This window comes from Variovorax guangxiensis (genome assembly GCF_003952165.1).
Taxonomy (GTDB): domain Bacteria; phylum Pseudomonadota; class Gammaproteobacteria; order Burkholderiales; family Burkholderiaceae_C; genus Variovorax; species Variovorax guangxiensis.
The window spans coordinates 1,036,020-1,050,007 of the sequence record NZ_RXFT01000001.1; the positions used below are offsets into that span (position 1 = coordinate 1,036,020).

Genomic DNA, 13,988 nt, shown 5'->3' on the forward strand with positions numbered 1-13,988 from the left:
TAACTCATTCAGCCGCCGTGGCTTGTCGTCTTGAGCCGCAGGCTGCTGAAAACCGCCGCCACCGCGGCAAAACTGGCAGCCAGAACCAACGCCACCACCGGCCCGTGCCCGCCATGCGGGCTCCAGAAGCTGAAGACGCCCGCCAGCACCACGGCGCCCAGCGTCTGCCCGGTCAGCCGGGCCGTGCCCAGCATGCCGCTGGCTGCACCACTGCGGTGCGCCGGCGGCGAGCTCACGATGGTGTGGTTGTTCGGCGACTGGAACAGCCCGAAGCCCAGTCCGCACAACGCCATGCGCCAGGCGATGTCGGCATTGCCCGGATGCGCTGGCAGCGCCGCCAGCAGCCCCAGCCCGATGGCCAGCAGGCCCAGGCCGATGCCGCCGAGCAGCCCGTCGGGGTAGCGCCCGATCAGCTTGCCCGCGATGGGCGCCATCACCACGATGGCCAGCGGCCAGGCCGTGATCAACAGGCCCGCCTCGATATGGCTGCGCCCGTACACCTCCAGCAGCAGGAAAGGCAGCGAGATGTAGGCCAGCATCTGCGCGCAGAACGCCGCCACCGAGGTACCCATCGACAGCGCGAACACCGGAATGCGCAGCAGGTCGATGGGAAAGAGCGGCAAGGCCTCCTTGCGCTGGCGCCGCAGGTAGACGAAGCCGACCACCAGGCCGGCCAGCAGGATGCCCCAGGCCGATGCCTGCGAGCCGCCCGCGCCCTGCGCCCCTCCCTCGCGCACGCCCAGCCGGTCCACGCCCAGGAACACCAGCGAGAACATCAGCACGTTGAGCGCCACGTCCACCGGCGAGAAGCGCAGCCCCGCCGCCGGCGGCACGCGGTTGAAAGGCAGCGCCTTCATGCCCAGCGCGAAGGTGACGAGGCCCAGCGGCACGTTGATGGCGAAGAGCCATGGCCAGGAAGCCACCGACAGGATGGCCGCTGCCACCGAAGGCCCCGCCACTGAAGAAGTGGCCACCACCAGCGAATTGATCGCCATGCCCTTGCCCAGCTGCGACGAAGGGTACGTGAGCCGTACCAGCGCCGCGTTCACGCTCATGATGCCGGCCGCGCCCAGGCCCTGGAACGCGCGCGCCGCGATCAGCGTGCCCAGCGAGTTGGCAAAAGTGGCAGCCAGCGAAGACAGCGTGAACACCGCCATGCCGACGAGGTACACGCGCCGGTAGCCCACGAGATCGCCCAGCGAGGCCAGCGGCAGCAGCATCACCAGCGTGGCGATCTGGTAGGCGTTGACCACCCAGATCGATTGCGAAGGGCTGGCGTTGAGCTCGCGCGCGATGCCCGGCAGCGCCAGGTTGACGATGGTGCCGTCGAGCACCGCCACGATCAGCCCGAGGATGATGACCAGCATCGCCCAGCCGCGCTCCGGCTGGGACAGCCCGTCGACGGGCCGGGGCCCCGCGTTGCCGCCGCGGTTGTCGCCATTGTTGTTGTCTTCGGCGGCCGGGAGCGCGGCGCCTGCGCGTACCGTGTTCATCAGGCTTGCTGTGTCCTTCCTGTCTTGGCTGCCTTGCCCGTGGGCTCCGAGCGCACGCCGCCCAGCGTGAGCCAGGTCAGCACCAGCGCGATGAGCGCGCCGCCGGCCATGCCGGCCACCATCGGCAGCGGCCTGCCGTCGGTGAAGAGGCCCACCACCGCCATGGCCAGCGCGCCGGTGAGCATCTGCAGCGTGCCCAGCAGCGCCGAGGCCGTGCCCGCGATGGCGCCGTGCATCTCGAGCGCGAGCACGCCGGTGGTCGGGATCACCAGGCCCATGAAGCCCGAGGCAATGAAGTACAGGACGATGAGCACCCAGATGCTGTCGCCGCCCATCGCGAAGTAGGCGAACATCGCGATCATCGCGGCGCCGCAGCACACCACGCCGAACTTGACGAGATTGACCAGCCCGTAGCGCTCGCCCAGCGTGCCGGTGAACTGCGAGGCGCCGATGAAGGCGGCAGCGTTCACGCCGAAGGCCACGCTGTAGAGCGCGGGCGAGAGGCCGTAGTGGTCGATCATCACGAACGAGGAGTTCGCGAGGTAGGTAAAGAAGCCCGCCATCGCGAAGCTGCCGATGAACACCAGCCCGAGGTAGTGCGTGTCGCGCAGCAGCAGCCAGTAGGCCGAGAGCGCGCTGCCGAGGCTGCTTTCGACGCGCTCCGAGGCCGGACGCGTTTCGTCGAGCAGCTTCACCATCATGGCCAGGCCCGCCACGGCGGCGACGGTCACGGCCCAGAACACGCCGCGCCAGCCGGAAAAACCGATGACCGCGCTGCCCGCCAGCGGCGCGAGGATCGGCGACACGCTGAACACCAGCATCAGCAGCGACATCAGCCGCGCCGCATCGGTGCCCGTGTGCAGGTCGCGCACCACCGCGCGCGGAATCGCCATGCCGGCCGCGGCGCCCAGGCCCTGGATGAAGCGCAGCACGATCAGCGTCTGGATGTCGGTCGCCAGCGCGCAGCCGATGCTGGCGAGTGCGAACAGCAACAGCCCTGCGTACAGCGGCGGCTTGCGGCCCACCATGTCGGAGATCGGCCCGTAGAGCAGCTGCCCCGCGCCGAGTGAAAGGAAGAAGGCCGTGAGGCTCATCTGCACCGCGCCGATGTCGGCGTGCAGGCTCTGTCCGATGGCGGGCAGCGCCGGCAGGTACATGTCGATGGCGAATGGCCCGATGGCCGAGAGCAGGCCCAGCAGCAGGGCCATCTTGAAGAAGGGGGAAGAACGCATTGCAGCGATTGTCGCGAAGCACGGCAATCGCTGCTGGCGTGGGGTCTGAGCCCGTCGGGCGCCCTGCCCTTGCTCACGTCCTTGCTAATTCCTGCCGAAGAATCGCGCGGGCGCGGCGCTGTAGAACTGCGCGCGGATGAGCTGTTTCGTCTTACTACTTGCCCTGCGGCGACTTGCCCGCGGGCCAGAACACCAGCGCGCGCAACTCGATGCTGCGCCGCGGCGGCGCCTCCTGCGAGCCCGTCGGGTTCTCGAAGGCGGTGTGCGCGGTGTAGCGCGCCACGCCCTGCTCGAGCGAGTCGTAGATCTTCAGCAGCAGCGCCTCGTCGGGCCGAAGCCTCGGGAACCAGTACCAGCGGTGCTCCGGATTCCAGGTAAAGGACCAGGTCTCGCCAACCTTGTCGGGATAGACGAGGTCGCTGGGCACGAGGTCGTTCGGCGAGATGGAACGCGCGTCGCACAGTGCCAGCGGCAGGCGCTCCACCGTGGCCAGCGGGCGCCACAGGTTGACGATCGCGAAGCGGTTCTTCAGCCGCTCCTCGGCCTCTTCCGGCGGCAGGTGGTCGCGCACGCGACGCGGCGCGGAGACGAAGGTCTGGTCGTTGTGCACGCGGCGCACCGGCTCGCGCAGCTCGGCCGTGCGGCGCGAGCCCTGCGCGCTGTCGCGCAGCGTGTGGTCGAACACGACGATCTTCTCGGCGCCTGTCACGTCGCGCAGCAGCGCCTCGGCCTCGCGGTAGTAGATGTCGCGGATCGCGGCATCCTGCGAGAAATCGGCGAGCACGCTGCGGTGCGAGATCTGCGTGAAGCCGCTGCGGTCGAGCGTCAGCTCGTTCAGCGCCACCAGCGGGCGGCCGTCGCGGATGGTCACGCGGCGCGCTTCCAGTTCGCCGATCACCCAGGGCGTGCCGGACGGAGGCTCGAATGTGTAGCTCACGGGCCGGCCCTGGCCCGCCTTCAGGTAGTTGAGCTCGGCCTCCACCGAAGGCAGGTTGGCGGCCAGCATCTGTCCATTGGACCCAACGCTCATGCGACGTGACTCCTCGAAACGGTTCCTCTGCAAGCGAACGCAGAGGCTATACCCGCGCCATCGCGCGCGGAACGAAACAAAGGAGATAACCATATTCGGCGGCAGGTGGTGCCCTGTCGCGCTTGACGCAGCACCCGGCTTCACTGCATGCGCCGTGCCCGCTACGCTGTCGGCTTCCCGGACAGTCCATAACAACTCGCAGCATTCGTCATCCAGGAGAAGATCGCCCATGGCCCTCGCCCGCACGGTTCACGCCGACCTCTTGCGCGTGTTCGTTCTCACCCTCGTGTCGCTTTTCGCCATTCCGGCGGCGACGCTCGCTTTCACCGAATACGCGCTGCGCTCGCAGGACGCCGAGTTCCTGCAGGCGATAGAGAAGCGCATCGCCAACGACAGCCGCCTCACGCCCGCCGAAAAGGCCGAAGCCACCGGCTTCTACCGCAGCCACCAGCTCTCCAAGGCCTGCGACGCGACCGCGCCCGAAGACAGGAACTTCCACGACAAGGTGTGCAGCCCTTATTCGATGCAGTGGCAGTTCCACTGGGCCGACCGCGCCGCCATCTGGACCATCGTGCTCGGTGCCGCGCTGCTCGCCGCGGCGCTCGTGTTGGGCGCGCTGGCTTTTGCCAACCGGGGCCTGCGCTACGCCAGTTTCGTCGCGGGCTGGCGGCTCATGACAGTATCGAGCGCGGTCGAGGTCGTGCTGCAGAGCGCGATGCTGGTGTGGCTGTCGTTCTGGCTCACCGCGTATTTCTGGCACAGCTACTACGTCAAGCTCATCGCGCTGGCGGGCATCGCGGCAGGCGCGGCAGTGTTCTATGCGATCTACACGCTCTTCAAGAAGCTGCCCTCGGGCAACGAGATCGAGGGCGAGCTGGTCTCGCAGGCCGACGCGCCACGCCTGTGGGATCGCATCCGCCAACTCGCCGGCCGCGTGAAGACGGCACCGCCCGACCAGATCGTGGCCGGCATCGACACCAACTTCTTCGTGACCGAGGCTCCCTGCGAAGTCAAGGGCCGCACCCTGCATGGGCGCACGCTCTTCGTCAGCCTGCCGCTCTTGCGCGTGCTCGACCAGACCGAGGCCGACGCGGTGCTCGCGCACGAGCTCGCCCACCTGGGCGGCGGCGACACCCGCAGCAGCGCGGCGCTGGGCCCCAAGCTGCTGCAGTTCGACCAGTACACCTGGAAGATGCGAAGCGGCGGCCTCACCATCGTGGCGCACTACCTGCTGCGGCTGTACCGCATGATCTTCGCCTTCGCGCTGGCCCGCGACAGCCGCGAGCGCGAGTACAGGGCCGACCGCGTGGCCGCCGGCCTCACGGCGCCGCACGCGATCGTGCAGTCGCTCATCAAGATCTCGGCCTACGCGAGCTACCGCAACGACGTGGAGCAGAAGCTCTTCGAGCAGGACCGCGAGCACGACGGCGCGCTCGGCATCGCCCGCTTCGTCGCCGACGGCCTGCCGCCCTACGCCAACTCCGAAGCATTCATCGAGGCGATGAAGACGGCCGGCGTGCCGCACCCCTACGACAGCCACCCGCCGCTGCTGGAGCGCATGCGCAACGTCGGCCACCACGTGCCCGAGAGCGCCTACGGCGGCATCGTCGCGACCGCGCCGCAGGCCTCGTGGGCCGACGAGATCGAGACCGCCGGCGCCATCGAGCAGCGCCTGTGGAGCGAGTACGAGCAGCGCTTCGTGCAGAACCACGAGCTGAGCCTGGCCTACCGCTACGAGCCGGCGACGGAGGAAGAACGCGCAGTGGTGCTGCGCCACTTCCCGCCGGTGGGCTTCGCGCTGAAGAACGGCGAGCGCGTCGACATCAGCTACGAGGGCATGCACCCCAGCGCGGACGGCGGTTCCACCATTTCGTGGGACGAGGTCAAGAGCCTGACCTACAAGGACGGCAGCTTCGGCGACACCCTCATCGTCACCCACCACGACAAGGGCATGCTGGGCGCGCGCACCACCAAGGTGAAGCTATCGGGCCTCGGCAAGCAGAAAGAGAACTTCAAGGGCGTCGTCGGCCACTACTGGCGGCGCCACCAGATCATGAGGGCCCAGCAGCAACAGTCTTGAAGCCGGCGGGCCCGATCAGGGGCATCCAGGCCCATTCCATGTGCCGCGATTGGCGAGGTTTTTCACGCACTGCGCGGCACAAACGTCATCTGAATGTTGCCCACAGCCGTTTTGCAAGGGCGCCCATTCAGCGACGCATTTCCCGTCCATCGATGTCATTGCCTAGAAAGAACGCCATGAAGACCAAGCATTTCATCCTCTCCAGCATCCTCGCTTTCGCAGGCCTCGCCCTGCTGGCACCGGCCGCCTCCGCCGCGCCGTACCACCATCCCAAGAAGCACAAGGTGTGCAAGTGGGACGCGCGCCATCACCACCGCGTCTGCCACTGGGTGCGCTGATCCGCCCCATCGGTCCACGGACCGCAGGAAAGAGCCCGCTTCCGCGGGCTTTTCTCGTCATGGCGCCGGCTCAGTAGAGCGTCGCCCGCTGCCGCGCCGGCAGTTCCCGGTCGTAGGCTTCCCCGTCGAAGGCGGATTCGGTCAGCGCCGACAGGATCGCGCCCGGCGTCGGCACCTCTCGCTTTGCATCCGGCGGCAGCGGCGCCCACAGCCTCGAACGCTGGATCGCCCGCGCGCACTGGAAGAACACCGTCTCCACCGTCACGCGGATCACGCATTGCGGCAGCTTGCCTTCCATGGCGAAGCGCTCCAGCAGCGCCGGCTCGACCGAGATCTGCGCCCTGCCGTTCACCCGCAGCGTCTCGCCCACGCCCGGGATCAGGAAAAGCAGCGCCACGCGCGGGTCGGCCACGATGTTGCGCAGGCTGTCGATGCGGTTGTTGCCGCGCCGCTCGGGCATCAGCAGCGTCTTCTCGTCCTGTACCACGACGAACCCCGGCGGGTCGCCGCGCGGAGAGGCATCGAGCCCGCCCGGGCCGATGGTGGCGAGCACCGCGAAGGGCGAAGCGGCGATCAGCGCCTGGTAGTTCGGGTGCAGGTACGGCACCTCCTTCTTGAGTGAGGCGTCGCCGGGCACCCCGAAAAGTGCTTCGAGCTGGGAGACGGTTCCGATGGTGTGAGAGGTCGTCATGCACTTCCTTGCTGGATGTTGGTCGATTGTGTCGACGCGCCCCAGCCGCAGGCCAGCGCCGCGAGCGCAAGCAGCAAGGCGGCCACGCCGTAGATCCAGGGCGGCGAGGCGACCGGCAGCAGCAGCCCTGCGATCAGCGGCCCGGCACCGGCGCCGATGTCGCGCCACACCGAGCGCGCCGCCAGCGCCTGCACGCGCTCCGGCCCCGGCGTGCGTCGCGCCACGATGGGCGGCAACAGCGGCAGTTGCAAGGCGCGCAGCACCACGATCAGCGCCGCGCAGCTCCACAGCCAGCCGAGGCCGAAGCCCACGAGCGCGATGGCGGTGACCAGCGACAGGCTCACCAGCAGGCGCTCGGCGCCGAAATGCTCGGCCATGCGCCCGCCGACCGGGCTCAGCAGGATCTCCGCGAGATAGCGCAGCGCCATCAGCACGCCGGCCACGATCACGGCGCCGCCCGGCAGCAGGTCCTTGCCCAGGTAGGAGAGACCGACGATGAAGAGCCCGTCGAGCGCCAGCCCTTCCATGAACGACCAGCCGTCGAGGCTGTTGGGCAGCTTGAAGCGCTTCACCGGCCTGGCCACTGGATGCGGCGCCGCCGGCAACCGCCGCGTGACGAAGCACGCCAGCAGCGAGAAAACCGCAAGGACGCCGAAGATCGCGCGCGGCCCTGTCCACTGCGCCAGCAGCGCCCCCAGAGGCAGCGCGAGCACCGGCCCCATCGCGATGAAGGCGCGAGAACGCCCGTTGCGCCGCGCGGCGCCCACCGGATCGGCCGTGGCCAGCGCCTGCGTCGACAGGTTCAGCGCCGCGAAGCACAGGCCCCACATCAGCCGCAGCGGCAGCAGCGCCCAGAAGCCCGAGAGCGTGGCGTAGCCCAGGCCACACGCAGCAGCAGCCACCACCGCGATGGTGCAGGTCAGCCGGTCGCCGTTGCGGGCATAGAAGCGGGCGACGAAGCCGTAACCGGCGATGCGCACCAGCCGGTTGGCCGCGAGCAGCATGCCGGCCTCGGCCAGCGTCACGCCGAACTCTCTGGCGTACATCGGCAGCAGCAGGTAGAGCACCACGTCGGCCGGCAGCGAGAGGCCGAGGGCCATCGCCGCATGGCGGGAATTCAGGTCGGTTGGGGAAGTCTGGGGAGCGGGTGCAGAGCGTGACATCGAGCCTCGATGGTGCGACGGCAACCGCCTTGCCGACAAACGACATTAACGACCGTCATGCGTGAGAAAATCGCACGTATGCCGCTTCGAGAGCCTCCCCTGAACGCCGTGCGCGCCTTCGCCGCCGCGGCACGCCACCTCAGCTTCACGCGCGCGGCGCTCGAACTGCACGTCACGCACAGCGCCGTGAGCCGGCAGATCAAGAGCCTCGAGGAGTTCCTGGGCATCGCGCTCTTCGAGCGGCGCATCCGGCAGGTGGCTCTCACGGCCGAGGGCCAGCAGTTCTTCGCCGAGGTGCAGCCGGCGCTCGCGCAGATCAACGCCGCCGCGCGGGCGCTGCAGTCGCAGGGACCGGCGCGCGCCGTGCGCATCAACGTGCGGCCCTCCTTCGCGGTGCGCTGGCTCATTCCGCGCCTGCCCTCCTTCGTCGAGCGCTTTCCGGAGATCGAGCCGCAGGTCGTCACCAGCACCGTCATGCCCGAGGAGGCCATCGGCAGCTTCGACATCGCGGTGCGCCGGGGCCTGGAAGGCTGGCCCTCGTCGATGGAGGTGCGGCCATTTCTCGAAGATGAAGTGCTGGTGGTCGGGGCCCCTGCGCTCTTCAAGACCCACCCGCTGCCGGACCTGCGCGCCCTCGCCTCGCACGTGCTGCTTTCGGCCCGCACGCGCAAGGACGACTGGGACGCCTGGAAGAAGCAGGTCGGCGCCCCCCGCGCCCGCCCGGCGGGCCGGCTGCAGTTCGACCACCTGCACTTCGTGCTGCAGGCGGCGGTCGACGGACTGGGCATCGCGCTGGCGCCGACATCGCTGGTGTCGCACGACCTCGCCTCGGGCCGCCTGGAGTCGCCGCTGCCCACGCTGCGCATGACGCTGGAGCGCTACTACTACGGCCTCGCGCCCGATGCTGCGCCGGAAGCGGGCTATGTGGCCGAGTGGTTCGAAGAGATGCAGGCGCGGCAGGCTGCCTAGCCGGCAAGAGAGCGGATCACCTCCGCCACGCCCACCCTGCCCTTGCGCACGCTCGCATCGTTGCTCTCGAAGCGGATCCATCCCTCATTGAAGCCATCGAGCATCTGGATGCGCGGCACCGGGTCGCGCATGCCCTGAGCGCGGAAGATCGCGCCCCAGTTCTCGCGCGGCACCGCTTCGGCGTGCACCGGACGGCCCAGCACCTGCGTGAGCGCGGCGGCAATGTCGTGCTGCGTCAGCCGCTGGGGCCCTTCGAGCTCGACCACACGCGGCAGTTCGCCCTCGTGCAGCAGCAGTTCGGCGGCGACGCGGCCCACGTCGGCCGTCGCCACCATCGGCACAGCACGGTCGAGCGGCTGCAGGTAGCTGGAAAGCAGGCCCTGCTCGCGGGCCTGCGCGATGTCCCAGCGCAGGTTCTCCAGGAACCACGCGGGCCGCAGGAAGGTGACGGCGAAGGGCAGCGTGCGCAGCGCCTCTTCCAGCAATGTGCGCTGGCTCAGCAGATTGGGCTGCGCGGCCTGCGCACCGACGGTCGACAGGCACACCACGCGCGGCGGCCGCGCGGTTTCCAGCGCCTCGCGTATCGCCGCGTTCTCGGCCCTGACCTCGGGAAAGCCCGGCTCGGGGTCGAAGTTCGGCGGCGGCAGCACGAAGACGCCGGTCGTGCCGGCGAAGGCGCGCGCCAGTGCGGCGGCATCGTTCATCTCGGCGACGGCCACTTCGCAGCCGAGCCCGGCCCAGACAAGGCCCTTGCCTTCGTCGCGCACGACCGCGCGAACGCGCTGGCCCTCTGCCAGCAAGGCACGCGCGACGGCGCCGCCGACCTGTCCGGTGATTCCGGTGATTGCGTACATGGGATTTCCTTTTCTTCACTTGATCGATTGATTGGCTGACGCATGCGACGGCACGATCGTAGGAAGAACCGATCCTTGAGTAAAGCGACCTCATTGCATATCATTCATGACACCTGATCACGAATAAGAAGATGACTCTCGACGGACGCCTCCTCTCCAACGTCGGCGTGCTGGCCGCCGTGGTCGAAGGCGGCAGCTTCGCCAGCGCCGCCAACGCGCTCGGCCTGACTCCTTCGGGCGTGAGCCGCGCCATCGCCCGGCTCGAAGGCCGCATCGGCATACGGCTGTTCGACCGCACCACCCGCTCACTGAGCCTCACGGACGAAGGCCGGCAGCTCTACGCCAACATCAATCCGCTGGTGCTCGGCATCGAGGACGCGGTGACGATCGCCTCGGGTGCGTCCGGCGCGGTGCGCGGGCGCCTGCGCGTGAACACCGACGCATTCACCTCGCGCCTGCTGCTGGCGCGGCACCTGCCGCGCTTTCTCGCGCGCCATCCCGACCTCACGCTGGAGCTGATCGCACGCGACCAGCTCGGCGATCTCGTCGCCGAAGGCTTCGACATCGCGGTGCGCTTCGGCGAGCCGCCGTCGTCGTCGCTGGTGGCCCGCAAGCTGATGGATTCGCGCGTGGTCACCGCCGCAACGCCGGCCTACCTCGCGCAGCACGGGCGCCCCGCGAAGCCGTCGGACCTTGCCGGCCATGCCTGCCTGCAGGTGCGCAACCCGGTCACCGGTCAACCCTACGCCTGGGAGTTCCAGCGCGGGCGCAAGCTCCTGAAGGTGCCGACCACCGGAAGGCTGCTGCTCACCGATCCAGGCACGGTGCTCGAAACCGTTCTCGCCGGCATCTGCGTCGCGCAGATCAAGGCGGTGGGCATCCAGCCGCAGCTCGACCGGGGCGAGCTGGTCGATCTGTTTCCAGACTGGCCTGACGAGCGGCTCCCGCTCTACGCGCTCTATCCGTCGCGCCACTTGCCAGCCGCGAAGGTCCGGGCCTTCATCGATTTCGTGATGGAGGTTGTCTCGCCAGCTTCCGAGCCAGCTGCGAAGAAGCCACGGCGTTGACGCTCGCGCGTCCGGAAACGGCCAGCCGCGAAGGCCCGCCGCCAGCACGATGAGGGTATGACTCGAACAACGCCCCTCCCCCACGCATTTCAAAACCTCGCCTGGTCCAACCTCGCCGCGCAGTCCGCCGAACAGCTGAGCCTCGCGGCGGTGCCGCTGGTGGCGGTGCTCGCGCTAGGCGCGGGGCCTGGCGAGATCGGCTTTCTCGCGGCCGTGCAGACTCTGCCCTTCCTGCTGGTCTCGATGCCCATGGGCCTGCTCGCGGATCGCATGTCGCGGCGGCGGCTGATGGTCTGGGCCGAGGGGCTGCGGGCGGTGTCGCTTCTCGTGCTGCTGGCGATGGTGTTCGCGTCGAAGCTGAGCATCGGCTGGCTGGCGGTGCTGGGATTTCTGGGCGCGGTCGGCACCGTGGGTTTCAGCGTCGCGGCACCCGCGCTGGTGCCGGCGCTCGTGCCGAGGGACGCACTGGCAACGGCCAACGGGCGGCTCGAACTGGCGCGCAGCGCGGCCTTCACCGCCGGACCTGCGCTCGCGGGTGCCCTCGTGGCCTGGGCCGGCGCGTCGGCCGCGTTCGTGCTGGCAGCAGTGCTTTCGGCGGCTGCCGTGGCCCTGCTGCTGCGCCTCGCCGAGGCACCGCGTGCCCCTTGCGCCAGCCGGCATCCGCTGCTCGAAGTACGCGACGGCGCGCGCTTCGTCTGGCAACACGAGATGCTGCGCCCGATGCTGCTGACCGGCGCGGTCTTCAACATCTCGTGGTTCGTGCTGCAGGCGGGCTACGTGCCCTACGCCGTGCGCGTGCTCGGCCTCGGCGCGCAGGCGGTGGGCTTCACGCTGGCGATGTACGGCGCGGGCATGGTCGTCGGAGCGCTGCTGACTCCTCGCGTGGTGGCGCGCCTGCCCTTCGGCCGCGCGATACAGGTTGGCCCCTCGGTCGCGGTGTTGGCTGCAGCAGCAATGGCGGCCACGCTCGTTGTGCCGACCGCGACGCTGGCGGCGCTCTCGTTCTTCCTGTTCGGCGCGGGGCCGATGGTCTGGGTCATCACCTCGACCACGCTGCGCCAGAGCGTGACGGCAGCCACGATGCTGGGCCGGGTGTCGGCCGTGTTCCTCACGATCAACGCCGGCGCCCGGCCTATAGGCGCGGCGCTGGGCGGCATGGTCGGCGCCGCATGGGGCGAGCCGGCCTGCCTGCTGCTGGCGCTCGCGGGATTCGGGCTGCAGGCGGCGATCATCTTCGCGTCGCGCATCGCGACGCTGCACCGGCTGCCGGTGCCTGCTGCCTAGAAAAGCGACGCCATTCCGTTCGGCCGCGCATCCTCGATGTCGAGCATGCGCAGCTTGGTCAGCGCGCCGCCGCCGGCCGAGAAACCGCCCGGCTTGTTGCCCGCCGCCAGCACGCGATGGCACGGCACCACGGGCGCGAAGGGGTTGTGGCCCATGGCCTGGCCCACGGCACGCGACAGGCCCTTGTCGCCCAGCTCCTCGGCAATCTCGCCGTAGGTGCGGGTCTGGCCCGGTGGAATGCGCCGCGCGATCGCGTAGATCCGCTGGTGGAATTCGGAGACGCCGCTCATGTCCAGCTCGATGTGGCTCAGGTCGTCGTGCACGCCGCGCAGAAGGCCCTGGATGGCCTCGACGGCATGCTGCGCCATTTCGTTCGGTGGGCCTTCCTGCAGATCAGGAAATCGCTGCCGCATGCGCGCACGCGTGGCGGGCTCTCCGTTGTCGGCGGGCAGCTGCACGCCGACCAGCCCGTGCGGGCCCCATGCCAGCGCGCACATGCCGATGGAAGTCTCGAACAAGGCAAAGCCGCTCATCGCGATGTCTCCCTTTGCAGCGAATGCTGGCGCGACGCAAGCACCGCGCCGAGCCACAGGGCCGTTGCCGAAGCCACGAGCCCGCGCGCCAGCCCGCCCGGACCGTCCGAGATCCAGCCCGTGACCGTCGGCCCGACGATCTGCCCCAGCGCGAAGATGATGGTGAAGGCGCTGATGCCCTGCGCCCAGCGCGAAGGCGGCAGGTTGTGGCGCACCAGCGCGGTGGTCGAGGCCACCACCGACAGGAACACCGCGCCGAAGAGCACGCCCGAGATCAGCGCCACCGGCGCCGACGAGCTCAGCACCGGCAGCAGCGTCGCCACGCCCAGAAGCCCGTTGAGCAGTGCCTGCGGCTGCCCGCCGTGATACCGGTCGAGCAGCCCTGCCCACAGCCTGGAAGACGCCACGCATGCGATGCCCAGCAAGGCATAGAACAGCGTGACGAAGCCTGCGCTGGCGCCCTGCTCGCGCAGCAGCGCGATCACGAAGGTCATGTAGCCGATATAGCCCATGCCGAACAGGGCATAGCCGGCAAGCGCCCAGCCGAAGCGATGCAGCGCGACGGGCGGTGCCGAGCCCGCCGCGGCGGCGGGCGCCGCGGGCGCAGCAGACTGTTGTTCCGGCATCGCACGCCCCGCCCAGGCCAGCAGGCAGGTGGCGGCCGCGCTCGCAACCGCCAGCGCCCACCACGCCCAAGCCCATCCGTGAGGCATGTCGGCCGCCGCGCGCAGCACCTGCGGCACGAGCAAGGCCGACAGCAGGATGCCGAAGCCGGTGCCACCGTAGTAGATGCCCAGCAGCAGACCTCCGCGCGCGGAGCCCGCATCGCTGAGCCGGGCCGCGAGCAGCCCGCCCGCCACGAACACCCAGGCGCTGGCCACGCCCGCCAGCAGCCGTTGCAGCAGCAAGGCCGACGCATCGGTGACGAAGCCGCTGCCCGCCATGAACACGCTGGCCAGCACCGCGCCGAATACGAGAAGCCGGGTCGCGCCGAAGCGCCGCATCAGCGCCGGCGTGCCCAGCGCGCCTATCAGGTAGCCGACCGCGTTGGCCGTGTTCATGCCCCCAGCCAGCGCATAGCTCCAGCCCAAGTCCGCGCGCATGGGCGGCAGCAGCAGCGCGTAGGCGAAGCGCGTGATGCCGAGCGACACAGCCGCGCCCATCGACAGCGCGAAGGCAAGCCGCAGCGTGGGCTGGGCGGAGATGGGGGATGGAGAAGCGAGCGTCGTCGGCATTGGCGTGGCGGGCGGCAGG

The 13,988-nt window shown here is 69.5% G+C and carries 13 protein-coding genes; 5 read left to right on the forward strand and 8 right to left on the reverse strand.

Annotation, left to right across the window (positions count from 1 at the left end):
- Positions 1-8 precede the first annotated feature (8 nt).
- The 3 genes from EJP67_RS04980 to EJP67_RS04990 all read right to left on the reverse strand — a co-directional run bounded on the left by EJP67_RS04980 (position 9) and on the right by EJP67_RS04990 (position 3,755).
- Entirely contained in the window at positions 9-1,493 is a 1,485-nt protein-coding gene (locus tag EJP67_RS04980; RefSeq protein ID WP_206169445.1) for an MFS transporter, read from the reverse strand.
- Positions 1,493-2,725 carry a multidrug effflux MFS transporter gene (locus tag EJP67_RS04985; RefSeq protein WP_206169446.1) on the reverse strand — a complete coding sequence of 411 codons (1,233 nt, stop codon included), beginning with the start codon at positions 2,723-2,725 and terminating at the stop codon, positions 1,493-1,495. The genes EJP67_RS04980 and EJP67_RS04985 overlap by 1 nt, the downstream gene beginning before the upstream one ends.
- 154 nt (positions 2,726-2,879) lie before the next feature.
- Entirely contained in the window at positions 2,880-3,755 is an 876-nt protein-coding gene (locus EJP67_RS04990; protein WP_126020059.1) for a CmcJ/NvfI family oxidoreductase, read from the reverse strand.
- Between the two features lie 229 nt (positions 3,756-3,984).
- Between EJP67_RS04990 and EJP67_RS04995 the strand changes: the two genes are divergently transcribed.
- A complete protein-coding gene (locus EJP67_RS04995) occupies positions 3,985-5,835 on the forward strand; it encodes a M48 family metallopeptidase (RefSeq protein WP_126020062.1) in 1,851 nt (616 codons plus the stop codon).
- A 176-nt stretch (positions 5,836-6,011) separates the two neighbouring features.
- Positions 6,012-6,173, forward strand: coding sequence for an HHHH-motif protein (locus tag EJP67_RS05000; RefSeq protein ID WP_165909549.1), 162 nt, complete (start codon positions 6,012-6,014; stop codon positions 6,171-6,173).
- A gap of 70 nt (positions 6,174-6,243) precedes the next feature.
- On the opposite strand, the gene EJP67_RS05005 is transcribed toward EJP67_RS05000, so the two are convergent.
- Both EJP67_RS05005 and EJP67_RS05010 read right to left on the reverse strand, forming a co-directional pair.
- Complete coding sequence (locus EJP67_RS05005; RefSeq protein WP_126020068.1) at positions 6,244-6,864, reverse strand: pyridoxamine 5'-phosphate oxidase family protein; 621 nt, start codon at positions 6,862-6,864, stop codon at positions 6,244-6,246.
- On the reverse strand, positions 6,861-8,027 hold the full coding sequence (locus EJP67_RS05010; RefSeq protein WP_126020071.1) for an MFS transporter: 1,167 nt from the start codon (positions 8,025-8,027) through the stop codon (positions 6,861-6,863). Before EJP67_RS05010 ends, EJP67_RS05005 begins: the two co-directional genes overlap by 4 nt.
- A 78-nt stretch (positions 8,028-8,105) precedes the next feature.
- Here EJP67_RS05010 and EJP67_RS05015 point away from each other — a divergent pair, with 78 nt between their 5' ends.
- Positions 8,106-8,996 (forward strand): LysR substrate-binding domain-containing protein, encoded by an 891-nt coding sequence (locus EJP67_RS05015; protein ID WP_126020074.1) that lies wholly within the window; start codon positions 8,106-8,108, stop codon positions 8,994-8,996.
- Here the strand turns inward: EJP67_RS05015 and EJP67_RS05020 are convergent.
- Positions 8,993-9,850, reverse strand: coding sequence for an NmrA family NAD(P)-binding protein (locus EJP67_RS05020; protein ID WP_126020077.1), 858 nt, complete (start codon positions 9,848-9,850; stop codon positions 8,993-8,995). The two genes, EJP67_RS05015 and EJP67_RS05020, sit on opposite strands and share 4 nt — an antisense overlap.
- A 131-nt stretch (positions 9,851-9,981) precedes the next feature.
- Between EJP67_RS05020 and EJP67_RS05025 the strand changes: the two genes are divergently transcribed.
- Together EJP67_RS05025 and EJP67_RS05030 are read left to right on the forward strand one after the other, a co-directional pair.
- A complete protein-coding gene (locus EJP67_RS05025; protein ID WP_126020079.1) occupies positions 9,982-10,917 on the forward strand; it encodes a LysR family transcriptional regulator in 936 nt (311 codons plus the stop codon).
- Between the two features lie 57 nt (positions 10,918-10,974).
- Positions 10,975-12,201, forward strand: a complete 1,227-nt coding sequence (locus EJP67_RS05030) for an MFS transporter (RefSeq protein WP_126020082.1) — start codon at positions 10,975-10,977, stop codon at positions 12,199-12,201.
- Here EJP67_RS05030 and EJP67_RS05035 read toward each other — a convergent pair.
- Both EJP67_RS05035 and EJP67_RS05040 read right to left on the reverse strand, forming a co-directional pair.
- Positions 12,198-12,734: a methylated-DNA--[protein]-cysteine S-methyltransferase gene (locus EJP67_RS05035; RefSeq protein ID WP_126020084.1), complete on the reverse strand. Its 537-nt coding sequence runs from the start codon at positions 12,732-12,734 to the stop codon at positions 12,198-12,200. The two genes, EJP67_RS05030 and EJP67_RS05035, sit on opposite strands and share 4 nt — an antisense overlap.
- A complete protein-coding gene (locus EJP67_RS05040) occupies positions 12,731-13,969 on the reverse strand; it encodes a YbfB/YjiJ family MFS transporter (protein ID WP_126020086.1) in 1,239 nt (412 codons plus the stop codon). The genes EJP67_RS05035 and EJP67_RS05040 overlap by 4 nt, the downstream gene beginning before the upstream one ends.
- Positions 13,970-13,988 lie beyond the last annotated feature (19 nt).